The sequence below is a fragment of the Nonlabens sp. SCSIO 43208 genome (assembly GCF_050703575.1).
Lineage (GTDB): Bacteria > Bacteroidota > Bacteroidia > Flavobacteriales > Flavobacteriaceae > Nonlabens > Nonlabens tegetincola.
Genome location: NZ_CP065365.1, coordinates 1,696,714 through 1,721,330 on the forward strand (window position 1 = coordinate 1,696,714; position 24,617 = coordinate 1,721,330).

Genomic DNA, 24,617 nt, shown 5'->3' on the forward strand with positions numbered 1-24,617 from the left:
TTTTATGCCATAATTATTGTGAGTAGATGGACTGAAAACGTTCAGTAGTATTTTTGAGAGTACGCTTTCGCGAAAGCGTAATTAAACCAACTATTCACACGGATAAAAGTAAGTTCCTTTTATCACAAAAGTATCAATTTATGACTACACGCCAGGAAAAATTAGAAGCTCTTGATAGATTGCTTACCATAATGGATGAACTGCGAGAAGGCTGTCCATGGGATCGTAAACAAACATTGCAATCACTGCGTCATTTGACCATTGAAGAAGTCTATGAGCTGGGAGATGCTATTCTAGATGATGATCGAGAAGAAATTCCTAAGGAACTGGGTGATTTATTATTGCACATTGTTTTTTATTCCAAGATAGGTAGTGAAACTGGCGAGTTTGATATTGCTAGTGTTGCTCATGGAATTTGCGATAAGTTGGTTTCTAGGCATCCACATATTTACGGAGATGTAAAAGTGGAAAACGAGGCCGAGGTAAAGGCAAATTGGGAAGCTCTTAAACTTAAAGAAGGTAAAAAGAGTGTGTTAGAAGGTGTTCCTAATTCTTTACCAGCGCTAGTAAAAAGTGCACGTATACAAGAAAAAGTGGCTGGTGTAGGGTTTGACTGGGAACGACCAGAACAGGTAAAGGAAAAGTTACAAGAAGAACTGGCAGAGCTAGAAGTTGAGGTCCTAGCAGGAGAGAAGGATAAAATTGAAGCCGAACTAGGAGACGTGCTCTTCTCACTTGTAAATTATGCCAAACATTTAGGTGTAAATCCAGAAAATGCACTAGAGCGAACTAATAAAAAATTCATCAAACGCTTTTCTTATCTGGAGAAAAAAGCAGGTGAGGCTGGTAAACAACTACATGATATGTCGCTGGACGAGATGGATGTGTATTGGAACGAGGCTAAAGAGTTGTAAGTGGGAAATTAGAATTTGATTGTCCTTAAAAGTTAGAGGAATTAAAAAAGCCATCTTGAAAAAGATGGCTTTTTTATAGATTACAAGTAATTACTTAAGCTTCACACGTAGTACATTCCTTTTGTTGTTTGAATTTTTGTGCAGCATTCATACTGTGCTGGTAATACAGTGACTTAAGGCCTAATTTCCATGCATTAATATGAATTTTATTAATCTCTTTAATAGGCATATCTGGATGAACGATTAAGTTAACCGACTGACCTTGATCAATATGATTTTGACGGTTTGCAGCTTGATAAACGATATCATTTTGATCTAATTCAGGGTAGGTTCTAAAAACATCTTTTTCTTCTTCTGTTAAGAAATCTAAATGCTGTACAGATCCATCATGATCGCGAATATCTCTCCACACTTCTTTATTATTCATTCCTTTTTCCTCTAAAAGCTCTACAAGGAATGGGTTTTTGATGGTGGTTTTAATTTTTGCAATATCTTTTACATAAATATTTGACCAAATAGGTTCAATTCCTTGAGATACCTGACCTAAAATAAAGGCACTAGATGTAGTAGGCGCTACTGCATTAAGTGTCGCATTTCTACGGCCATAACCTTTAAGAACTTCAGGTTCTCCAAATTTTTTGGCTAGTTCCTCACTTGCTTTGTAAGAACGATCTTTTATTTCTCTAAAAATTTCACTGTTCAAATTGAATGCTTCTTGACTTCCAAACGATAAACGTTTTGATTGTAAAAGTGAGTGCCATCCTAATGCTCCTAAACCTAAAGAACGATTTGTTTTCGCAAAATTGTAGGCGCGCTCCATGAATAAGAACGTTTGACGATCATCTCTATTTTCAGAGTCTCTATACGCTTCTAATTTTTCAACAAATTCAGTGATAATAGCATCTAGGAAGTAGATCATGGTTTCTACTGCATCAGTATCTTTCCAGTCATCATAGTGCAATAAATTAACGCTTGACAGTACACAAACGAATGACCAGTCGTCATTTGAAGGTAGCATTATTTCTGTACATAAATTGCTGGCATAAATAGGAAGGTCTTTGTCTTGGTACACATCGGCAGCACCCTTATTTGCATTATCTGTAAAGAAAATGTATGGATAACCCATCTCACCACGACGTTGAAGAACTTTGGCCCAAATGGCTCTTTTTTCAGTGTCACCACCAATCATTTCTTCCATCCAGTCGTTAGTCACAGTTACACCGTGAGTAAGACTTTGAATTGGGTTCCCTTCAGTACCTATTTCTAGAAATTCCATGATGTCTGGATGTTCTACAGGTAGGTAAGGAGAGAATCGGCCACGACGCACTGATCCTTGACTTACTACATCGACCATTGACTCAAACAATTGCATAATGTGTACAGCACCAGAAGCTTCTCCATTATTTTTTACAGCCGCACCACGATGACGTATTTTACCAAAATAACCTGATGTACCACCACCTAATTTTGACATCATACCAACTTCTGACTGCGTATATAGGATGTTACCCATATCATCGTCGATATGAGATCCAAAACAACTTATAGGAAGACCGCGACGTTTACCAAAGTTTGACCAAACTGGAGAGGCTAATGAATAGAAACCTCTAGACATGTAGTCATAAAACTTATCTGAAAAACCTGGCATGCCTAAGATTTTTTCAGCATGATCTGCGATTTCTCTAATACGTTGTTCAGGAGTTACTCCTTGGGTTAAATATCCCGATTCAAGAAACCTACGACTGTAATCGTTTAACCAGTAAAACGGCTCCTGTCGTTTTTCCTTACTTTTCTGTAGGGTTTCTTTACGTGCTTTTAGTAATTGTTCTGCAGCAGATGGTGCTGCTTGTTGCTCTTGAACCTTTTGTTCTTGCTTGTTTTCTTGAATCATAATTAAAATAAGTCGTCGCTGGTTATACTTTGTTTTCTTTTTGTGTAGTTAATAGATCTTTTTACGAAAAAGTCTACGTGCTTGGTGGCAATGATTTCTTCATCAAACCATTCTGTTTGACCGAGAAGTTCTTCATCAACTTCAAAGATGGCCTCATTACCAATGCTGATTAGGGAACGATTGAAACGGTTTTTGATAAACTCGTTTACAACCGCTTTAGGAAGGAAGTCAAGTTCACCTGCTTCGAAGATCCAATCTACAATAGCTTTTTCTGCCTCGTAGGCTTCTCTACAGATGTTTTGAATTTTTTCGGTGTAGGATTCATTGAACCACTCTGGACGCTCGTCTTGGAAAATTTTAATTAGATCGATACCAAAGTCACCGTGTATTTGCTCTTCTTTAGATGTAGCCTCAACCACATTTGAAATTCCTTTAAGCATGTTTTTATGCTTGTTAAAGGCCATGATGATCAAGAATTGAGAGAAAAGGGAAACATGTTCAATGAAAATAGAGAACAGAAGAATGGATTCTGCATATTCTTTATCGCTTTCACTTTTTGAATTACGTAAAGCGTTTTCCAAATACTGAACACGCTTCATAATTACAGGATTTTTCTTAAGCTTTTTAAACTCTTCATTTAATCCTAGAATTTCAAGTAGGTGTGAGTAGGCATCTGCATGACGTACTTCACTTTCAGCAAATGTGGATCCTACTGACCCTATTTCTGGTTTAGGCATGCGATGGTATATATCGCCCCAGAAACTTTTAACTGCAACTTCGATTTGAGAAATAGCGAGCATCGTATTCTTGATGGCACTACGTTCTACATCAGTTAGTCTAGATTTGAAATCTTGAATATCGCTTGTGAAGTTGTATTCGGTATGTATCCAGTAAGAATGTCTAATTGCAGGAACGTATTCATATAATTGTGGATACTCGTATGGTTTTAGGTTCACTCGTTTTTCAAAGATATTGGAACGACGTCCCATAGCTCTTTTTTCACGGTATATTATATAGGCTTTAGCTACATCATGAAAACCATTTTCCATCAAGGCCGTTTCAACATAATCTTGAATCTGCTCTACGGTAGGAATAAAACTAGCATCTTTATCCTTAATGGTACTTAATTTCTTGTAAACGGTAAGCGCCACATTTTGTGCGTCTTTTTCTTCACCATTTCCTTGCGCGTTCATTGCTTTTAAAACTGCCAATGTTACTTTATCCAGTTCAAAAGGAACAACGCTAAAATCTCTCTTTCTAATCGATGCTATTTCCATGCCCTATTTCTTCTTTAAATTAACGTTAAGTAAAATTGCGTATAAATTATTGGTGTAACTAGAAGGAGCAATTGAGGTTGTTCACAATGTTTTCAACAATGGTTTAAAGTGTTGTAAAACAGTTTTTTAGGTTTAATTTACTAGGTTGTTAAGCTAAGTTGTTGATAGTCTGTTCAAAGGTTTAACAAACCTTTATTTTGCAAAGGCTTAGCCAAATTTCAAATGTTATAAAACTCTTAAAATCTACTTTTTTATTTTTTGTTGTTGGTTCACTTTTTTTCAAAATTTAACAATTACAAAGGACCGAAAACGTCAAAATTTAAAGTTGGCACTTTCAAAATGAAATGATATACGATGAGAGAATTTCGATAGAGTAGAAAAATCAATTTTTTAAATGATCTAAGTTTAAAAATAAACTTCTTCATACCACATGCGTGAAATAAAAAAGGAACCCAAAGATGGGTTCCTTTTTATAATTCTAGTTAATCATTCAACTATAAAGATTGTATCACATACATATATAATGGCATGCCCAAGGTAATATTGAAGGGAAAGGTTATCGCTAGCGCCATAGGTAAGTATAAACTGGGGTTAGCTTTAGGTGCTGCTATACGCATGGCCGCAGGAACGGCAATATAACTTGCACTCGCTGCCAGTATGGCTATTAAAAATCTATCGCCTGGTTCTGAAAGTACAAATTGTGAAACCCAAGCGATAAAGATTCCATTTACAATTGGAATTATTAGAGCAAATCCCAAGGCAAACCAACCTTTCTTAATTAATGCACCAATTTTTTTACCGCTTTCAATACCCATATCTAATAAGAATACAGCAAGAAACCCTTTAAAGATATCTGTGGTAAAAGGTTTGATATCGGCTGCCTGTGCGTCGTTGGCTAGTATACCGATGACTAAACTACCCAGAATCATTAAAACGCTACCATTAGTTACCGCATGCTTAACTATCTTGCTCGTATCCTTATCTTTTTTATTTTTCTTCTTACTACATATCCTCATTAAAAGAACACCTACTATAATAGAAGGAGCTTCCATCAAGGCCATCACTGCCACCATGTGTCCGCCAAATTCTATCCCTTCCATTTCTAGGAAACTTATTGCAGTTACAAAGGTTACAGCACTTACTGATCCATAGGCTGCAGCAATTGCTCCAGCGTTTTCTAGGCTAAACCGAATTCTTAATATGAAAAAAGTGTAGACCGGTACGAGGGCAGCCAGAGCAATACCCATGATCAATGCCCATAAAATATCGCTTGTAATAGGACTGTGAGAAAGTTCTTGTCCACCTTTAAAGCCTATGGCTAATAGAAGGTATAGTGAAATGAATTTTGAAGAGGTTCGCGGAATTTCTAGGTCGCTTTTGATTTGTGAAGCAATAAGACCTAAAATAAAAAATAATAAGGCAGGGTTTGTTAGGTTATCTGCCAGTAAATGTAAATCCATAAGTATTTAGTAATCTTAGAATTAATCTAGAACCTCAATTTCTATAGTTCCTTTAATGCGTAACTTTTTGCCGCTTTGTTTAATCTCTTTGTAAAATTCTCGGTAAGATTGACGTTCTTCATTTAGTTGTGCCACGCGGTCATCATCATAACTTGTATCTTCATAAAGATTACCTTCAGCTATCGAAAGTCTATGTAGTTTATGGAAATTAATTTTTTCTTTGATTAACGCATTAATGATATCCAAAGATTCTTGCGGTGTAAAAGTCCCTTCTACGAGATTGACTTTGTGGTTAATCATTACAGACATATTACTTGTTTTTAGAGTTAATAAATTTTAATGAAATGAGTAAAAAAATAATACCGCTAGAAAATAGTAAGGGTTTAAAGTGATAGGTATTATTCCAATAACTGTATACAACAGCAACGAGTAAAATTGTTAAAAAGCTAGAAACCGATAAAACTTGTAATCCTTTACTTATTTTTGTCTTATCAATTTGAATGCTAATAAGTTGCGCGGTTGTTTTCAACCGGATTAACTTTCTCTTTGAATTATGATTGGAATACAGGTTTTGTGTTCTTGCCATAACATTCTCTCATTTACGGTGCAAAGGTTGAACATCATTTGCATATATTTTTATTTATATTTTTTATCTTTACCATAAAACAAGTTTATGCATTACACCTTACATCAATTACAAATTTTTATAGAGATTGTTAAGCATAGAAGTATTACAAGGGCATCTGAAAGTCTTTTTTTAACCCAGCCAGCAGTATCCATACAGCTTAAAAAATTTCAAGAGCAGTTTCCCTTACCCTTAACTGAAGTAGTTGGTAGACAGCTTTATGTAACTGATTTTGGTGAAGAAATAGCTCGCACAGCGATCAATATTCTTGAACAAATCAAGGAAATGGAGCACAAGGTTCAACGCTTTCAAGGAAAATTGGCTGGGACTTTAAAAATCTCTGTAGTCTCTACCGGTAAGTATTTAATGCCTTATTTCTTATCAGGTTTTATAGATGAACATCCACAAATTGAGTTTAAAATGGATGTGACTAACAAACAAAGAGTAATAAAAGATTTGGAGGAGAATCTAGTAGATTTTGCTCTTGTTTCTGTATTGCCAGAGCATTTATCGCTTAAAACCTTTTCTATATTTAAAAATGAACTTTTCTTAGTAGGGAACAAAAAAAGAATAAATAAATTAAAGGAAGGTGAAGATATTTTCATGAGTCAACCACTGTTATACAGAGAATCGGGTAGTGCTACTCGCAATGCGATGGAAGATTTTTTAAAAGCAAATGAATATCCAATTACAAAGAGAATTGAATTAACTTCAAACGAGGCACTTAAACAAGCTGTAATAGCTGGACTGGGTTTTTCAATTATGCCCAAAATCGGAATCAAAAATGCTCTTGAAATGGGATTGATCGAGACCGTTGATTATCCAGGCTTACCTATAGAAACAAAGTGGAACTTAGTATGGCTAAAAAACAAAACGCTTACACCAGTGGCGCAAGCGTATATTGATTACTTATCTGATAATAAAAGTAAGATTATCGACGAGCATTTTAAATGGGTAGTAAGTTAAACCGTCATAGAAAATAACTGTGTATCAGGTTTTTTTCTTTTAAGTCTTAAATCAAACGGTAGGCATATATTTCGAACAAAGGGTTTACCTTTTTCAGTAATAATAACACCGTTTTTATCCAGAATAACTAGTCCGTCGGCTTCTAATTCTTTAAGAGCTATAAGAACATCTGGAACTTCATCAAAATAATCTGAGTTTGAAGTCCAGTTTGTAGAAAATTGACACATTAAATTCAAAATATGCCTTCTTATAATCATATCTTCTTCCGTAAGGATATGACCTCTAAAAACAGGTAGTATACCTAGGTCTACTGCTTGCTTGTAGTCCTCTATGTTTTTATAATTTTGTGCAAATCCTGACCAGCTATCACTTATTGAGGAAACACCTAGACCTATCATTAAATCTGTTTTGGAACTGTTATAACCCATGAAATTACGATGTAGTTTACCGTTATAGATTGAAGCAGCAAGAGTATCATCTGGCAGTGCATAATGATCCATGCCGACCTCTACATATCCTGCTTGTGTCAATAAGAGTTTTCCCGTTTCATACTGCGCTCTTTTAATCGTAGGATGTGGTAAATCCTCGTCCTTAAAACCACGTTGTCCATTACCTTTAATCCATGGCACGTGTGCATAACTATAAAAAGCAATGCGATCTGGTTTAAGTTCTATCGTTTTTTCAATTGTCGATATTACATCTTCTAAGGTTTGAAAAGGTAAACCGTAAATGATATCGTGTCCTACACTACTATAACCTATGTCCCTAGCCATTTGAGTAGCTTGTTGAACATTTTCAAAAGGTTGAACTCTATTTATAGCTTTTTGAACCTTGAGGTTGTAATCTTGAACACCGTAACACACTCTAGAAAAACCTAAATCATGTAGAACTTTTAAGTGTTCGTATGTGGTATTGTTAGGATGTCCTTCAAAACTGAACTCTACGTTATCATCCCGATATGCATTTTTGAAAATGCCGTCAATAAGTTGTTTTAGATTCTGTGGTGAGAAAAATGTTGGAGTTCCACCACCCAAATGAATTTGTTTGATTCTAGGTTTTTGCTCCATTAAATCTAAGTACAAATCAAATTCCTTTAAAACACTTTCAATATAAGGTGTTTCGACCTTATGATTTTTAGTAATTCTTTTGTTACATCCACAAAAAGTACACATGCTTTCGCAAAAAGGTAGGTGTATGTATAATGAGATGCCTGTATTTATTCCGCTTTCGCGAAAGCTTACTTTAACAGATTCCTTCCAGGACTCAACGTCAAAAGTAGTGTCATCCCAATAGGGAACTGTAGGGTAACTGGTATAACGAGGACCAGCCACGTTATACTTTCTAACTAAATCCATTTTTAGAACAATAGATTAATTGCCGTAATGAGGAAGCAAATGATTAAACTTGCTATAAGTGCCTTTAATACACGTTCTGGTTTTTGAACTGTTAGAATAGAAGCGTTTACGATATTACATATCGTTACCACAAGAAATATTTGAATCATTTGTGGGATACCACTACCATTATTGAAAATCGACAATACCGCAAATCCTCCCAAACAGGTTGATGCTATAATAGCTAGTGCAGCATACATCATGAAGTGATTTTCCCAGTCGGTTTTTAAATTGTTATACAAAGTGCTCATACCTATAAATTTTAAATTTGATACAAATCTAGAACCGACTACAAGCCATAAAGGATGACTTTTGTCACCCTAAAGAGTGATAAAGTTTTCCTAATTAGTAAAACACTGATACTTTTATTATTACGCCTGTTTTATTTTGGGCGTTTAAATAGCATGTATTGAAATATTTCTACCTATCCGTAATACTGATAATCCTAAGTTGTTCTTCTCTTAACGCTCAAGAAAAAAAGGGAACTATTGAAGATCTTAAAGAGTTTTTTACTTTTTACCCGAATCGTAAAGCTGTAGAAAAAGATAGTAGTTTATACCTACAAAAGTTTATCGCCGCACCGGTGATAAGTTATTCTCCAGAGACCAGTTTTGCTTTTGGAACAGGAGCAAAATATTTATTCAAATTTAATGGTAGTGGCGAGGAAACTAGAACCTCAAACATGCCGATCACCTTACAGTATACGTTGAACAATCAATTCTTTTTGTATTCAGGATTTGAAGTTTTTACCAATCAGGAAAAATGGGTGATTGAAGGAAATTTGTTGTTCCAGAATTACCCTAGGCTTTATTACGGTATGGGAAACAATTCACCTGAAAGTAATGAAGAACAGTATAATTATTATCAATTTTTATTTGAGCCTATATTTCTCAAGCAAACCTCACTAAGGTATTTATTTCTAGGAGCTGGTGTAAGGTATAATGTTATCTATGATGTTGAAATAGAACCGGGAAAACTTATTGATCAAACTAGACCTAGTGGTTATGATGGTTCAACATCGGCTGGTGTAGAAGCTGCATTATTATACGATAGCCGTAGTAATATATTAAATGCTCAAGACGGATGGTATTTGGAATTTACACATGGTAAATATTTTGAAGCAGTAGGTGGTACTCATAAGTTCAATCTTACTCGTTTTGATTTAAGACATTATATTGACGTATCACCAAATAACCTTGACATTCTTGCTATACAAACAATAGGTAGATTCACGCGAGGAGATATTCCTTTTTCAGAATTTTCCTTTTTTGGTAGTAGTGAAATTATGAGAGGTTACCGTGAAGGTAGGTACGTGGACCGCGATTTACTAGCTGGTCAAATAGAGTACCGTAAAAACTTTAAAGATAGTAGGATAGGGCTAGTGGCTTTTGTAGGTGCCGGAGATGTCTATAATAATATATCTGATTTTCAGTTTGACAGCTTAAAATTTAATTATGGCGCTGGACTAAGATTTATGCTAGATAAATCAGAAAATTTAAATCTAAGATTTGACTACGGTCGTGGACAAAATGGAGCTAGTAGCTTTTACTTAAGTATTGCCGAAGCTTTTTAAGTATCCTTAATTCAAATGAAGCGGATAATCAATATCTAACAAGGATAAGAATTCGTCTTTTTTAGTGACTCCATTTACCAAAGCCTTGAGCTTTGTAAATTCTTCACCATTAAAAACAAGCGTAAGATTCTTCTGTTTAGTGTGAATTGGAATGCGACGTTTTTTATTTTTCATCATCTCAGAGTTATTCCAAAACGACATGGGAATGTCATTGATATAATTTTGAAATGTGTCAAACTCATCCACAGTGAACTTAAAAATGAAATTAGAAAAAACAAGCGAATAACAATCACAACCATTGCAATAGTTAAGTTCACCAAATTGATTTTTTGTAATTAATTGAAGTTCGTGATTCATGAAAAATAATTAATCGGTTATAAACCCTTTATTTACAGTGCAAATATAATCTATTTTTAATTATTCTAAATAAATTTAGAGTGTTAAAGTTCATTTATCTTTATTTATTCTAAATGCATATTATTGGTAATTAACAACTTATTGAATATTCTTCTTGTAAAGTGTTATATCTTTAAATAAAAATCAAAGATTATGGCAATTAGATTAGGAAATACTTGTGGAAATTGTTCAAACTTGAACGCAGATAATACATGTAAAATTCATGAAGTGGCAGTGAGCAGCAGTTACACTTGTAACAGTTTTGATATGCGTGCCGATCTTAATAATGAACACGATTGCGCACAATGTGCTAGATTCAAGTCATCTTCTTGTCCTCATCCAGAAAAGGCAAGTGCCGGAATGATGTGTGAGGCTTGGGCACCAGAAAAAGTTACTGCTTAATAGGCTTCCAACTTACTGAATATTATCCTTACGGACTGAATTAATAACAGTCGGTAAGGATTTTTTGATTTTTATACAGTTGTTCTAGTTGGATCTTAGGATTCTCTTTGTTCCATAATTCTAATAAGTCTAGAACTTCGTTTTGCATGGATAAAGATCCGCAGATCATGATGACTGCGCCTTGTTGCAAATCAGTAATGATTTGTTCTTTGTGTTCAGCCACTTTATGTTGTACATATTCTACAACTTCATTTTCTCTAGAGTATGAAATATGATAATTAGATACTTGTTGCTTTTTATGAGCATCTTCTAAATATTCTCCATAAATGGAAAGACTCTCTATGTTTTTTCCACCCCAATATAAATCTATAGGTATGTTCGTTTTATTTTCATCCAGCATTCCTAGAAAAGGTGCTATTCCAGTACCATTTGCTACCATGATAATTTTTGGAGCATCTTTAGGAAAATGAAAGCTGGTATTTGTTTTAATTGTGGCCATGATATCATCGTTTTTATGGCAGTTTGCTAGATAAGTGGAACACAGTCCGTAGTCGTGCTTTCTAACACTTAAGACTATTTTGTTTTGTATACGAGCTATCGAGTACTGCCGTGCCTTTGCTGTTTCATTTGCATAAACCTCTAACAAGTCTCCAGATTGATAGTCATAATAACTAGTAGGTTGTAAGCTTATGATAAAGGTTTCATCCTTATTTAATAGGCTGCGATGAGTTACCTTAAATTTTTGTTTCTCAATATTGCTTTTAGGAAACTGGTCAACCTTAAGTTCCATAGGCAAACCTGATTTTTGTTCCCATAACTGCAGCCACTGCTTACAAGTTTCTTCTGGTTGGTGTTCTTCGTCTACCTCAGTGAACGGCAGGTATGGTTTCATATTCTCATCTCTTACTAGACGATGATAAACTTGTTTTCCAAACTCATTGTATTTTGGATAGATAGAAGAACCAAATCCTACTACAGACACAAATAATGATCTAGGTTGATCAATTTTTTCTAGTTTATCAAAAAACTTCCTAGCATTAGTAGGCGCATCGCCATCACCATAGGTTGCTGTAAAAATGATGAGGTGTAAGGCGTGCTCGTACTGCTGGTAATGATTAAGATCACTCAGGGATACTTTTTTACCTGTGCTTAAGAGTTGTTGTGTGAACGCTTTCGCGAAAGCGTAAGTACTACCACTTTCAGACCCAACTAAAACAATATATTCACTATCCTGTGCGCTTGAAAGTTCTAGCTTGTAATTTTTCTTAGGCCTACGTTTCCAATAAATGACATATCCTGAAATAATAAAATACAGTATTCCTAAACAGGATATTCCCAAGATCACAGACCACAGCGGCGATGCGCTCCCAGTATGGAAAATGGTACTGTAATAAGAAACAAGTGCTGTAAAAGGATTTTCTACCTGATCGATGACTTCACCCGTGTGTTGTGCGACCAGAACACTTTTTTCCTTTAAATAAATTTCATAATAATCTATGGGATCACTTGAAAAAGGAAAGTTTACTTCTTTAACCTGATCTAGGGTCGTGGTCTTAAAAAAGACTTGATTTTCAATTGTTTGTTGTGGTAACTCCTCATCGGGAGATAAACTCCAATCTAGAGACTGATTCTCAACAGGAATCAAATCAAACTGTTCCAGTGAAAGATAAACACCAGTGATAGCAATAATAAGAATAGGTATCAAAAGCCAGCGACTAAGTATTATGTGGTATTTTTTATGGAATTCCTTATCCTTTATCGAGGAAAACCATTTGCTAAATCCGCCCTGGCGCTGTGCTAATAAAAATATACCAGATACGATTATTAAGACTAATAAAAAGGTGGAAACACCTATAAAACCTCTTCCTATTGATTTAAGGAATAGGGATCTATGTAAGTTTGTGAACCAATTGTAAATACTAGGTCGCGTTATTTCATCTCCCAGAAACATGCCTGTTTTGGGATTTATGTAGCCGGTAACGCTTGTACCTTCTTTAGTTACAACATCGGCAAGTACAAGACCTTGCGAGGTTGTAGAAAGTGTAATAAGCTCGTCGTATTCTTGTTGTAATTTATGAATAGTTTGTCCTAGGCTTATTTCACTTAAATCGATTTTATCTGGTTGTTTTAAGTCATAAAAAATCGGTTCAGTTGAAAGTACTAAACCTGTAATCGCAGCTACTACCAAAAAAAGGGAGGAAATAGCTGCGAGTACAAGGTGACTGTATCTATATATAGATGTAATCACTTATTTATTTTTGAGGCATTAATCTCACGTATCTAATCCAACCTGTACCGTCAACTTTTGATTTGAGATTACTATCAGTTAAATCTAGTTCCAAATCTACCTCATTGTAATCTTGATCCTCTACAGCAGTTTCAAAACGTAGTTTGTGATTAGAATTTAAGTATTGTGTAGGTATTTCAAGCACACTAATGGAACGCTCACCGCCAGCGATAGTCTCACCAGATATGGCGTCGATATCTGGTCTATGCTTACCGTAGAATTTCCACCATGAGTCAATCTCGCTATACCATTCAGGATCCTTTCCATGAACATAAATCGTTTCTTTATATTCTCCTTCTTTATCGGTTACAGATACTACTATGTAGGCACCTTCACCAGTATAATTTTTCATTTGAATCATACATTTTACTGCCGTTTTTGAAACGGTAGAAGCAGTAAAAGATAGACAAATCAAGGCAACAAGGGCCATGTATAATATTCTCATCATTTTTTAATTAGGGTTTTAGAAAATCTAGATTAGCATTTTCTTTCATCAATAACTCGTTTTCTAGAGCTAGGTCATAAACTGTTTCATCAAATGCAGTAGTAATTTGGGTGCTTGCACCTTGATCGATTAAGAATTTTAATAACTCAGGATTCTTAGTTTGCATGGCAGCGAGATGAAGCGCCGTCATACCATCCTTATCAAGATCGTTTATCTTTTCTTTGGAAACAGTACTAATAAAGTTTAATAGTTTCAAGTTATCTTTTTTAACAGCTTCATGCCAGATGGTTGTTTGTTTTGAAATAGGAGCACTAAGTTCAATTCCGGCATCTGTAAGAAACTTCCATTTTTTGATGAAGTCATCGTGTCTAGAGCTGTTATAACTTTGAATTAGATGGTAAACCATGGATTGACCTTCCTTGTCTACAATAAGAGCGTTAGCCTTGTTTTTAAGAAGTAAGTCAACTACACTTGCGCGATTGTAACGCACAGCATGAGTTAAAGCGCTATATCCATTCTCATCTATTGTATTAATATCATTTACTTTGTCTAATAGATAATCTAAAACAGTGTTATCGTTACTACGTGCAGCATTGATGAACGGCGTGATACCTTCTTTATTGGCTTGATTAATATCTACATTTTTATCTATGAAAAAATCAAATAATTTTAAATCTTTATTTCTTCCTGATAAATAATGCAGGGCATTTACTCCGTCATTATTTACAACATTAGGATCAATACCCAATTGTTCTAAATATTGATAGTCCTCTAGAGAATTTGAGTTTCCTCGTGTACCTCTTGCTGCAAATAAGAAGGCATTTCCACCATTCTTATTTTTGCTTTTATAGTTTATCCCTTTTTCTACTAAAAGATTAAGAAAATCAGGATTAACCTTTTTACTAGCATAGTTAAATATGTTGTTCCCATAATAATCGGTTGAGTTAAGGTCAAATCCTTTGCTTATGAAGTAGGATAGGAGCTTCTCATCTTTTAAAGATGGAGCAATTAGAAGAAGAGCGTTAGCACCTTGTTTGTCAACTTGTTTAGGGCTACCACCGTTTTCAAATATAAAATCATACAAAGCCGTGTCTTGCTGTCCAGCATTTGCTGTGAAATTAAGATAGGTGTAACCATGACTGTCAGTCACATCTGTAATGGCTCCATTGCTCATTAAGTATTCTAGGACTTGTAGATTCCCTTTATAACCAGCCCAAAAGATATACGTTCTTCCGTCGTGTGTAAGTTTGTTTACATCATTTCCTTCTAACGATAATAAATATAAGATCACATCATTATCAGCACCCGAATTAATCGCGTATACAACAGCATCAAAGGCATTTTGATTCAATTGAGTTGCGTCGTTTCCGGCCGCGATGTCTTGTTTTACTTGTTCTAGACTAGGTTTTGAATTCCAGTAGGATCTTTCTAAAAATACATTGTTTTGGGCTATTGAAAACGAGCTTACAACAACGCATAGGATTAAGTTTAAAATTCCTTTCATTATTTAGGGTTTGAGATTATGAATGATTCAATAATAGGATCAATTTGATCTTTAGTTTTAATTTCTTCATCAAATAAATGCTTGAAAAGCACTTTATTATCTACTTTTTCATGTAAATGTAAATCGGTGTTACGGTTGTAAACTTCGTCCCATTTAGAACGTACGGTACTCCATTTGTCGTTATTATCTTTCCACCATTGAGCCGCTGCTGCACAACGACTATCGTCTACTCTTTTGTAGGTATTATAACCTTTTTCGGCTGCTAGTATTTGATCCTCTTGTCCTTCTTTACGTATGATCTTTAAGTTGTCTTGATCATGTACCCAACCATAATCCGTAATTTCGTGACGATTACCTCTCATCGTTACGTTGTAATCGCTACGAGTGGTATATTCTCTACGAGGTAATGGAGCACTAGTGGTATTTTCCCAATAGCTTTTACCATCAACATGCACCCAAGTTCCTGTACCTTCATATCTAGGACTGTCATCAACTTGATATACCTTTTGAGTCCATTGACCCTTTACGTCCTTTTTGTCTAATTGAATAAAATCCCATTTGTTGTCGGCGTTGTATTCATATAAATCTGTATTCTCATACAGCCAATCTTGCCTCCAATGTTTCACGATATATGGATTTGAAGGATCTCCTACTTGAAGTAAGTGTTGAATTTGGATTTTGTCTTTTTTATCAGTAACCAATTGAGCCCATTCTAGTCCTTTATCAACTTTGGTTTTTGAGGGCTTATATAGTGAATCTTGGGAATAATTAAAGGTTTCCGCAAAGTTAAAAGTGACTTCAAAACAGCCACACATTTGTTTAATGGCATAAGCATCATCATTCCTTTTACTAGGAGCAGTTGCTGCAATAGAAATTAATAGAACACCAAGTATTAAAACTTTTTTCATGATTAGTACAAATTTTTTGTTGCTGCAAAAATAGTTGTTTTTATTGATTCTAAATAAAAATAAAATATATATTTGCGCCTTATTAAGAATGATTCTAATTAATAATGAAATTTAAGTTTAATGTTTTATTCGTTTTAATTCTCGCTTTCGCGAAAGCGAACTCACAACAAACAGTTGTTATTGATACAACTGAGGTAGAGTCGCTAGACGAGATTGTGGTGACCGGACAGTATAATCCACAATCAATTAAAAAATCGGTTTATAACGTGCGAGTCATTAAAGCAGAACAAATCAAACAAATAGCTGCCGTTAATGTAGCGGATTTGCTCAATTTTAATCTAAATCTTAATGTAACGCCTAGTGCCTCAACAGGTAGAAGTACGGTAAGTTTTTTTGGATTAGATGCTCGTTATTTTAATGTTCTCATTGATAATGTTCCCATAGTAAGTGATAATGGAGTAGGAAGCAACATTGATCTCACGCAAATTAATCTAGACGATGTTGAACGTATAGAAATTGTCGAGGGATCTATGGGAGTTCAATATGGAGCTAATGCCGTATCGGGTGTTTTAAATATTATCACCAAAAAATCTGATAAAAACAAATGGAGAATTAATCTCTCCTTACAAGAAGAAACGGTAAGCGACGAGTACGCATGGTTTGATGAAGGTAGGCATGTACAAGGCGCTACAATTTCACACAACATTAATGATAATTGGTATGCGAGTGTAGGAGTAACCAGAAACGATTTTGCTGGTTTTTTTAATAATAAGAAAGGGCGTGATTATTTTGAGAATGATGGTTTGCGAGGTTACGAGTGGTTACCTAAAGAACAAATTACCTCAAACGCATTGTTAGGCTATAATAATGGAGAGCACAAGTTTTTCTATAAGTTTGAGTACTTTGACGAGACTATCAACTTCTTTAATTCTACAGTAAGAAATAATTTTAATAGCCAGAATTCAACCATTAATCCATCTGCTACTGATAGGATTTATAAAACTTCAAGAATATTCAATCACCTTAATGGCTCTGGTACATTTGATTCTGGTTTAAGGTATAGTGTTTCATTATCCTATCAAGAACAAAAAAGAAGATTGAATGAATTTAACTATTTCATTCTTGCCAGAGAACGAACTGCAGAAATAGATGAAGTTAACCAATCTGGGAAATTTTTCTATTCAAAAGGTACATTAGGGAATCTTTTCAAAACGGATCGTTTTAATGCTCAAGTAGGTTATGAAATAACTTTACAAGAAGGTTTTGATAGGGAAGCTGCAGGAGAAAACATCTTAAATCCTAAAACTAGAAACATCAATGATTTTGCTGGGTTCATCTCTTCTGAAATAGGTTTGAGTGATAAGTTAACTGTACGTCCTGGTATACGTTTCATTTATAACTCTCAGTTTGATAATAAGGCGGTTTATGAATTAACAGCAAGACAGTTATTTGAAAAAGGGTTTGAATTAAGAGCCAATGTAGGCACATCGTATAGGGTTCCTGATTTTACTGAGCTTTATTATTACTTTGTCGATGCTAACCATGATGTTCAAGGTAACGAGAATTTAAAACCAGAAGAAGGTTTAACTACTTTCCTAAGTTTAAAAAAGAAAACCTGGTTTGATAATTCTTTGATTAGATTAGAAAATAGTGTAAAACTAACTTACATTGATTTATCTGATCGCATTGAACTATCCATTGTAAATACGAATCCTTTACAGTACCGATATGTGAATATAGATAGTTATCGTTTTATAGGATTAACTAATACTAATTCACTTAAATTAAAGAACTGGAGTACCTCTTTAAATGCAACTGTTTTTGGTATATCTAGAGAGCTAGCAAGTGAAGATAATGCTAGTGACGACTACTTGTATCAATTCCAATTGAATGCTAGTCTTAATTATCGTTACCCTAAGTGGGATACGGTTTTCTCGCTACTTGTAAATTATAACGGAAGACAGCAAGATTTTAGGGTTACAGGTTCAGACAGTGACGGTAATTCAACTTTTTCCAAGATTGAAACAGATGCTTATTCATGGTTAGATGCATCGATAAGAAAATCCTTATTAAGTGATCAATTAGAGGCTACAGTAGGAGCGCGTAATTTATTTGATATTACTCGTGTAGATACTAATTATACCTCTAGTGGCGGTGCACACAACACAGCAACAAATTCTATTTTACTGGGTTACGGACGATCTTTTTATTTAAAACTTTTATATAAACTTAATTTTTAAAACATGAAAAATAATCTATTAACAGCTTTAACTATTATAAGCATTCTACTATTAGGTAGTTGTAGTGAAGACGATGAGCCTATGGGACCAATCGTAGTGACTGTAGATGGCGCTACAGTTTCTCCTAATGTAGGTGGCCCTAATATGCCCAACCAGGTCTTTTTTGATTTGAGTACCAATATTGCAACCGAGGTTAACCGAACCTCGTGGGATTTAGGGTTTAGTTCTATGCAAGATAGGGTTATCATAAACGGTTCTATCCTCATGATGGCCGCTCGCTTATCTACTAACGATATGACTGCGGTAAACTCAACCAATCCTGAAGTGCAACAATTACAATCACAGGCAGAAGTAGGTAATTTCAATCCAGCGAATATGGAGTTTATCGATGCACCAGATGGAAATATATCAGGAACCGCTATAGATGCAGTCTCTTCAGTAGATTCAAACAACAATGTTTATCTAATCAATCTAGGCTATGAAGTAGGTGTAGATCAACCTAATTCTGGTTCTTCAAACTACAAAGGAGATGCTAGAGGTTGGAAGAAGATTAGAATCTTAAAAGACGGTGAGAATTATTTATTGCAATATGCTAACCTTGACGATACTACCTTTCAAACAACTACCATTAATAAAAACCCTTTATTCCACTATACTTTTTTCAGTTTTAATACAGAATCAGTAGTGAGTGTTGAGCCACAAAAAGAAGAATGGGATTTGTGCTACACCGTATTTACAAACGAGGCTGTTTTTGGTGGACAAAGTTATGGAGCCTATGCTTATGCAGACTTTATAACCAATAACATCAAGTCGAGTGCGCGAGCTTATATGATTGATGAAGCTGAGGAAGGTATCACCTACGAGGACTTTAGTTTATTAGATGTTGTGGATAGCAATTTTGAAAATGATCAAAGAAGTATAGGTAGTACATGGAGAAACGGCGGTGGTCCTAGCGCTTCACCATCACTTATAGAAGATATTTTCTATGTCATTCACGATGCCAATGGAAACTACTACAAACTCCAATTTCTTGCACTTACAAGCCCTAGTAATGAAAGAGGATATCCTCAATTTGCTTACAAGTTATTGGAAGAATAATTATCTTTTTCATTTAGACTCTTTAAATATTGAATTAGCTCAGTGTTTATTTTTTTTAGGTAGAGCCTGTCTAGTAAATGGATGGGCTTTTTTTCAATGGAAGCAGTATGGTTATGAGATCTTAATATTAGTGATTGAGTTTGCTAGTTCAATTACTTCAAAACAAAAAAACCACGACTGCTGTCGTGGTTTATCATTTTTTTGTGGAGTCGGGCGGATTCGAACCGCCGTCCAAACAAGTGAATCAATCGCTTTCTACATGTTTAGTTTCTAATTCATTTCAGTCCTAGAGCCGGTCAGAAACTACCAAAACTAGGCTTGGCTTCAATTAAATTTCTCTACCACATCAAAGCACTGCCGTAGATAGGTTTACTTTTACGAAGTCCCATAACCAACCGCCGCAAACCAAGGCTGTTGAGAGACTTCCTGCTTGTCTACCTAGTAGACCGAGGCGTAATCTTACTATGATTCAGATTATGCAGCTAGGGCGTAGTTATTCTCGCCGTTTAAAAAAGATGAAAAATGAGATTTACGAGCTGTTTCCCAGCGCTCGACATGCTTACCATTAATCCAGTCTCGCTGTCAAAACCAGTCGACCCCAGATTGTTTTCAAAAAACAAAACCTAAAATTAATTTAGGAGCGCAAATATATCATTTACACTCATTAATTAGCCTAAAAACTATGCCAAAAAAAAGCCCTGTCTGGATGACAGGGCTTTTGCTTTCTAGGGAGAAGAAAGCTATTCCACAAGTATCGTGTTGTCTGTACTTGTAGGATTTAAAGGACAAAAATACACATACTCTCCAGCTTCTAGTTTTGTAGGATTAGACTGCTGGGTTTCTCCTGTTTTAACAGCTTGCGTTACATAGGCAGTTTGAATGTGATTTTTAGGGTTACTTATGTCGGCACCTTTTTTTACTAGTACAAATCCAACCTCATGACCTACATTCTTGTTTGATACATCAAAGATGTACGTACCCGGTTTAAGAGTAATTTGTTTTTGAACAAACTCTCCTTTGATTTGATCCAGTTGAACGTGAGCTACTTCCTGGGTCATCTCATCGGAATGCTTTCTCATTTTATCTTGTGCTTGCACACTATAAAAGCCTAAAAATGCGATAAGTACTACTACTAAATTTTTCATGTTTTTTGTTTTATAAATTTATAAGACAAAGATCCAGATAGACCTTCCTGTATAATTGGAACATATTTCCGTCTTTATGGTGTTTATTTCCCATTTTAAATTGATTGCGATTAATTATCTTGCTACTTTATAATCTACCTTATGAAATTTGCCATTATTAGAGAAAGAAAAAATCCGCCAGATCGCCGCGTAGTTTTTTCTCCACAACAATTACATGTTCTTGATCACGCTTTCGCGAAAGCGGAATTCCTAGTAGAATCATCACCAATAAGAATTTTTGACGATGCAGCCTATACTCGCGAGGGAATTACCGTAACCGATGATGTTACCGATGCCGATGTAATGATAGGAGTAAAGGAAGTACCCGTTGAAAGTTTAATACCTGGAAAAAAATACTTTTTCTTTTCTCACACGATAAAAAAGCAGCCCTATAACCGAAAGTTATTGCAAGCCATTCTAGATAAAAAAATAGAATTGTATGACCATGAAACCATAGTCGCAAAAAACGGAGGTAGATTAATAGGTTTTGGAAGATATGCTGGTATAGTAGGTGCATACAATGGCTTTAGAGCATTAGGTTTAAGAGACGGAAGTTTTGAATTGCCCAAAGTAGAATCACTTCCTGATTACAAGGCTCTTAAAAAAGAACTAGCACGCATAAAATGCAATCTACCACCTATACATATTGTAATGACAGGAAGTGGTAAAGTGGCAGGTGGAATTAGAGAAATCCTAGAGGAGCTTAAAATTCATGAAGTAAAACCCAAGGAATACTTGCAATTGGGTCAATTCAAAAGTGTGCAAACCTTGTTTACCCAACTGGATGTGACAGATTATTACATGCGCAAAGATGGATATAAACCTACTAGAACCGAGTGTTATAACAATCCTGAATTATTGAAAAGCGATTTTATGAAGTATGCTAGGGTAACCGACATGCTTATTACAGGTCATTTTTATGGAAACGGCGCTCCTTACTTTTTTACAAGAGAAGATATGAGAAATGAAGATTTTAATATCAACCTAGTAGCCGATGTAAGTTGCGATATTGATGGTCCTATTGCTTGTACAATTAGACCTAGCACAATTGCACAACCTATTTATGGTTATGACCCACAAACTGAAAAGGAAGTAGATTATAAGAAAGAGGGCGCTATAACTGTAATGGCGGTAGATAATCTACCTTGTGAATTACCCAAGGATGCAAGTGAAGGTTTTGGTGAAATGTTCTCTAAGTATGTGATTCCTGCTTTTTTTAATGAGGATAAAGATGGAGTATTGCAACGTGCAAAAATTACTACCAGCGATGGTCAATTGACAGAGCGCTTTGCCTACTTACAAGATTATGTAGACGGTAAAGAGTAGTAACTTATGTGACTTTAGAATATGAATAAGCCGTTCCTATCAAATAGGAATGGCTTTATATTTTAAGTTACTAATTACCAGCCACCAGAGGCGCCACCACCACCGAAGCTTCCACCGCCAAATCCACCACCGAATCCGCCGCCAAAACCACCGGAAGATCCACCACCAAAACTACCACCAGAATATGAGCCACGTCCCATATTACTTAAGATAATGACATCTAATAAGGAAGTGCCGCCACCACGATTATTGCCATTATTTCCTTTGCGGCTGCTTAGTATAATAATGAATAATATAAAAGCTAGTACAATAAAGAATGACCATGGAAAAGGCGCTTTGTTTAAATCTCTGTCTTCTACAAATTCACCATTTAAATATTTAAAAATGGCATCGGTGGCTTGATCCAGTCCTTGATAATAATTACCTCTTTTGAAGTTGGGTACTATAATTCGATTAATAATACGTTCACTTTCTAGGTCTGTCATGCGGTATTCAATGCCGCGTCCTGTATTAATATCAATTTTACGATCGCCATAAGCCATCAGGATAAAAATCCCATTGTCTTTGTCTTTTTGTCCTACCTGCCATTTTTCACCCCAGCGAGCTCCTAGTAAAGAAATGTCTTCTCCATTTGTGCTTTCTACAATTGCAATTACAATTTGCGTGCTTGTTGTATCGGCATAGTTGATCAATTTGCGATCTAGGGCTGTGAACTCTTGTTTGTTGAGTATTTTATAATAATCGTAAACAGCTCGTTGTTCTTTTACTACTGGTTTTTCTGGGATATTAAATTGAGCCTGTAGAAAAACAGGGAATAATAACAATAAGCAAAGTATCCTCTTCATCAAATTGTTCCTTTTGATATTTCATCACTCAACTCATTGGTATCGTCCACATCCCATGGAAAATACTGTGCTAGTTCCTTACCTATAAGCTCTATACCTTTTATGATTCCTGTTGAGAATTCGCTTTCGCGAAAGCGTGATGCCATCACATCCTTTATTTGATCCCAAAAGTTGCTGGGTACTTTATTATCGATACCCTTATCGCCGATGATGGAGAACTTGTGAGAATCTACAGCAAGATAAATAAGTACACCATTTTCTTCTTTGGTGTTATCCATTTTGAGTAAATGAAATACTTCCTGAGCCCTGGATATAGCATTTTCACAGGTACTCTCAAGATGTACTCTTATTTCTCCACTGGTTTTATTTTCTGCTCGTCTAATCGCAGCAATAATCTCTTTCTCTTCTTGTGCGGTAAGAAATTCCTCAACGTGGTTGTCCATATTATTCGCCAAATAAGCCTTCTACATCAGGAGCATTTTCTGCACCTTCATCTGCTTGATAATAAGGAGAAGCATCAAAATTAAAGATACCGGCAAGCAGGTTTCCTGGGAAACGTTTGATGCGAGCGTTGTATTGTTTTACAGCACCGTTATAATTGTTACGTTCCACATTAATGCGGTTCTCTGTACGTTCTAATTCATTAATAAGTTCTTTAAACTGCTCGTTTGATTTAAGATCTGGATAATTTTCATAGGTTGCTAATAATCTACCTAAACCTGAACTTACTTGACTTTGTACCTTTGAGAACGCTTGAATTTGTTCACTAGATAAGTTGTCGGCATCTACTTTTATTGAAGTGGCCGCTGCACGAGCTTCAATCACACCGATTAATGTTTCTTGTTCAAATTCGGCATATTTTTTTGCAGTAGCTACAATATTTGGGATTAGGTCATTCCTACGTTGATAACTACTTTCAACATTTGCCCACGCGCCAGAAACGCCTTCGCTTAAATTAATAGTACCATTGTACCAACTGCCTGCCCAAATTGCCATAACGACAACTAAGCCTACAAGGCTAATTAAACCTATGCCCAAACAGCCTAAAGATCCTTTTTTCATATTGATTGAATAAATATTAAAGTAAAGTTACGATAACTGTTTTAAGTGCTCAAATGTTTGAGAAGTTAGTTAATTTTGCAAGCTTATTCTAAATAATAGATGATACCAATTTTTCTCCCATTTATAGCTGTGGTATTGGGGTTTTTTGCTGCTATGGCATTGAAAAACATCAATTCTAATAGTATTAAACTGGTACTTGCATTTTCTGGAGCCTTTTTATTGAGCACTACGGTGCATGAATTCTTACCAGAGGTGTTTGAAGATGGAAGTCGCTATGGTGTATACATTGTAATAGGAGTTTTTATTCAAATTATTCTAGAATTTTTTTCAAAAGGAGCCGAGCATGGTCACTTACACATAAATAAAGAAGTTCCTAGTTTTCCTACCGCATTATTTGTAAGTTTATGTATACATGCTTTCTTAGAAGGTATTCCTTTGAATGCTAGTCAAAGTATGGTGTATGGAATTGCTGTACACAAGATTCCTATTGCTTTTATTTTTTCGAGCTTTTTATTACAACAAGGATACGGCGTATTTAAATCAGCATTGCTAGTATTTATTTTTGCCTTAATGTCACCGCTAGGAACGCTTCTTAATGAATATATCTTATTTGACGATGAATTAGTCACTATCATTAAGGCCATAGTCGCAGGTATTGTTTTACATGTTTCTACTACCTTAATTCTTGAAGCAAGTGAAGCTCATAAATTTAATCTTGCAAAAATGTTGGTAATGATTGTAGGAGCCGCAATGGGATTGTTGTTGTAATCAATAGAACTGAAAACTGTATTTTTATTGTCACATCACTCGCGAACAGTGT

Annotated in this window: 23 protein-coding genes and 1 other RNA gene; 8 read left to right on the plus strand and 16 right to left on the minus strand. The window is 35.3% G+C overall.

Annotated features, from left to right (window positions below; all coding sequences use genetic code 11):
• Positions 1-140 precede the first annotated feature (140 nt).
• The gene (mazG, locus tag I5168_RS07750; RefSeq protein WP_167342268.1) at positions 141-914 is read left to right on the plus strand and encodes a nucleoside triphosphate pyrophosphohydrolase; all 774 of its coding nucleotides are present in this window, start codon (positions 141-143) and stop codon (positions 912-914) included.
• A gap of 94 nt (positions 915-1,008) precedes the next feature.
• Here mazG and I5168_RS07755 read toward each other — a convergent pair whose 3' ends face one another.
• The 4 genes from I5168_RS07755 to I5168_RS07770 form a co-directional block, all read right to left on the minus strand.
• Entirely contained in the window at positions 1,009-2,805 is a 1,797-nt protein-coding gene (locus I5168_RS07755) for a ribonucleoside-diphosphate reductase subunit alpha (RefSeq protein WP_042277924.1), read from the minus strand.
• A gap of 2 nt (positions 2,806-2,807) precedes the next feature.
• Positions 2,808-4,082 carry a ribonucleotide-diphosphate reductase subunit beta gene (locus I5168_RS07760; protein WP_060524456.1) on the minus strand — a complete coding sequence of 425 codons (1,275 nt, stop codon included), beginning with the start codon at positions 4,080-4,082 and terminating at the stop codon, positions 2,808-2,810.
• 494 nt (positions 4,083-4,576) lie between these two features.
• Complete coding sequence (locus I5168_RS07765) at positions 4,577-5,542, minus strand: sodium-dependent bicarbonate transport family permease (protein ID WP_431471412.1); 966 nt, start codon at positions 5,540-5,542, stop codon at positions 4,577-4,579.
• A 21-nt stretch (positions 5,543-5,563) separates the two neighbouring features.
• On the minus strand, positions 5,564-5,851 hold the full coding sequence (locus I5168_RS07770; protein ID WP_167342267.1) for a hypothetical protein: 288 nt from the start codon (positions 5,849-5,851) through the stop codon (positions 5,564-5,566).
• Positions 5,852-6,215: 364 nt separating this feature from the next.
• Between I5168_RS07770 and I5168_RS07775 the strand changes: the two genes are divergently transcribed.
• Positions 6,216-7,133, plus strand: coding sequence for a LysR family transcriptional regulator (locus tag I5168_RS07775; RefSeq protein WP_105019352.1), 918 nt, complete (start codon positions 6,216-6,218; stop codon positions 7,131-7,133).
• Here the strand turns inward: I5168_RS07775 and hemN are convergent.
• Together hemN and I5168_RS07785 are read right to left on the minus strand one after the other, a co-directional pair.
• Positions 7,130-8,488 carry an oxygen-independent coproporphyrinogen III oxidase gene (gene hemN / locus I5168_RS07780; RefSeq protein ID WP_431471413.1) on the minus strand — a complete coding sequence of 453 codons (1,359 nt, stop codon included), beginning with the start codon at positions 8,486-8,488 and terminating at the stop codon, positions 7,130-7,132. The genes I5168_RS07775 and hemN overlap by 4 nt on opposite strands.
• 2 nt (positions 8,489-8,490) lie before the next feature.
• Positions 8,491-8,778, minus strand: coding sequence for a hypothetical protein (locus I5168_RS07785; RefSeq protein WP_431471414.1), 288 nt, complete (start codon positions 8,776-8,778; stop codon positions 8,491-8,493).
• 158 nt (positions 8,779-8,936) lie between these two features.
• Between I5168_RS07785 and I5168_RS07790 the strand changes: the two genes are divergently transcribed.
• Positions 8,937-10,100, plus strand: coding sequence for a BamA/TamA family outer membrane protein (locus I5168_RS07790; protein WP_240919400.1), 1,164 nt, complete (start codon positions 8,937-8,939; stop codon positions 10,098-10,100).
• 6 nt (positions 10,101-10,106) lie between these two features.
• Here I5168_RS07790 and I5168_RS07795 read toward each other — a convergent pair whose 3' ends face one another.
• Positions 10,107-10,457: a DUF6686 family protein gene (locus I5168_RS07795; RefSeq protein WP_431471415.1), complete on the minus strand. Its 351-nt coding sequence runs from the start codon at positions 10,455-10,457 to the stop codon at positions 10,107-10,109.
• A 192-nt stretch (positions 10,458-10,649) separates the two neighbouring features.
• On the opposite strand from I5168_RS07795, the gene I5168_RS07800 reads away from it, so the two are divergent.
• Positions 10,650-10,898 carry a hypothetical protein gene (locus tag I5168_RS07800; protein ID WP_042277939.1) on the plus strand — a complete coding sequence of 83 codons (249 nt, stop codon included), beginning with the start codon at positions 10,650-10,652 and terminating at the stop codon, positions 10,896-10,898.
• Between the two features lie 40 nt (positions 10,899-10,938).
• On the opposite strand, the gene I5168_RS07805 is transcribed toward I5168_RS07800, so the two are convergent.
• From I5168_RS07805 to I5168_RS07820, 4 genes are read right to left on the minus strand one after another with little or no spacing between them, the layout of a single operon-like run.
• The gene (locus tag I5168_RS07805) at positions 10,939-13,146 is read right to left on the minus strand and encodes a PepSY domain-containing protein (protein WP_431471416.1); all 2,208 of its coding nucleotides are present in this window, start codon (positions 13,144-13,146) and stop codon (positions 10,939-10,941) included.
• A 4-nt stretch (positions 13,147-13,150) separates the two neighbouring features.
• Positions 13,151-13,633 (minus strand): DUF2271 domain-containing protein, encoded by a 483-nt coding sequence (locus I5168_RS07810; RefSeq protein ID WP_431471417.1) that lies wholly within the window; start codon positions 13,631-13,633, stop codon positions 13,151-13,153.
• Positions 13,634-13,640: 7 nt separating this feature from the next.
• Positions 13,641-15,134, minus strand: coding sequence for an ankyrin repeat domain-containing protein (locus I5168_RS07815; protein WP_431471418.1), 1,494 nt, complete (start codon positions 15,132-15,134; stop codon positions 13,641-13,643).
• Positions 15,134-16,042, minus strand: coding sequence for a DUF6607 family protein (locus I5168_RS07820; RefSeq protein ID WP_431471419.1), 909 nt, complete (start codon positions 16,040-16,042; stop codon positions 15,134-15,136). The genes I5168_RS07815 and I5168_RS07820 overlap by 1 nt, the downstream gene beginning before the upstream one ends.
• 104 nt (positions 16,043-16,146) lie before the next feature.
• Here I5168_RS07820 and I5168_RS07825 point away from each other — a divergent pair, with 104 nt between their 5' ends.
• Positions 16,147-18,282 carry a TonB-dependent receptor plug domain-containing protein gene (locus I5168_RS07825; protein ID WP_431471420.1) on the plus strand — a complete coding sequence of 712 codons (2,136 nt, stop codon included), beginning with the start codon at positions 16,147-16,149 and terminating at the stop codon, positions 18,280-18,282.
• Between the two features lie 3 nt (positions 18,283-18,285).
• A complete protein-coding gene (locus I5168_RS07830; protein ID WP_431471421.1) occupies positions 18,286-19,380 on the plus strand; it encodes an HmuY family protein in 1,095 nt (364 codons plus the stop codon).
• A gap of 201 nt (positions 19,381-19,581) precedes the next feature.
• On the opposite strand, the gene ssrA is transcribed toward I5168_RS07830, so the two are convergent.
• Together ssrA and I5168_RS07840 are read right to left on the minus strand one after the other, a co-directional pair.
• Positions 19,582-19,980: a transfer-messenger RNA gene (gene ssrA / locus I5168_RS07835) on the minus strand.
• Positions 19,981-20,120: 140 nt separating this feature from the next.
• Positions 20,121-20,525, minus strand: a complete 405-nt coding sequence (locus I5168_RS07840) for a plastocyanin/azurin family copper-binding protein (RefSeq protein ID WP_431471422.1) — start codon at positions 20,523-20,525, stop codon at positions 20,121-20,123.
• A 141-nt stretch (positions 20,526-20,666) separates the two neighbouring features.
• On the opposite strand from I5168_RS07840, the gene I5168_RS07845 reads away from it, so the two are divergent.
• A complete protein-coding gene (locus I5168_RS07845; RefSeq protein WP_042277945.1) occupies positions 20,667-21,890 on the plus strand; it encodes an NAD(P)-dependent oxidoreductase in 1,224 nt (407 codons plus the stop codon).
• A gap of 74 nt (positions 21,891-21,964) precedes the next feature.
• On the opposite strand, the gene I5168_RS07850 is transcribed toward I5168_RS07845, so the two are convergent.
• The 3 genes from I5168_RS07850 to I5168_RS07860 are packed head-to-tail and all read right to left on the minus strand — an operon-like array spanning position 21,965 to position 23,797.
• Complete coding sequence (locus tag I5168_RS07850) at positions 21,965-22,735, minus strand: TPM domain-containing protein (protein WP_431471423.1); 771 nt, start codon at positions 22,733-22,735, stop codon at positions 21,965-21,967.
• Positions 22,735-23,178, minus strand: a complete 444-nt coding sequence (locus tag I5168_RS07855; protein ID WP_060524488.1) for a TPM domain-containing protein — start codon at positions 23,176-23,178, stop codon at positions 22,735-22,737. Before I5168_RS07855 ends, I5168_RS07850 begins: the two co-directional genes overlap by 1 nt.
• A gap of 1 nt (position 23,179) precedes the next feature.
• Complete coding sequence (locus tag I5168_RS07860; protein WP_042277951.1) at positions 23,180-23,797, minus strand: LemA family protein; 618 nt, start codon at positions 23,795-23,797, stop codon at positions 23,180-23,182.
• A gap of 99 nt (positions 23,798-23,896) precedes the next feature.
• Here I5168_RS07860 and I5168_RS07865 point away from each other — a divergent pair, with 99 nt between their 5' ends.
• Positions 23,897-24,565, plus strand: a complete 669-nt coding sequence (locus I5168_RS07865; protein ID WP_240919399.1) for a ZIP family metal transporter — start codon at positions 23,897-23,899, stop codon at positions 24,563-24,565.
• The last annotated feature ends 52 nt before the right edge of the window (positions 24,566-24,617 follow it).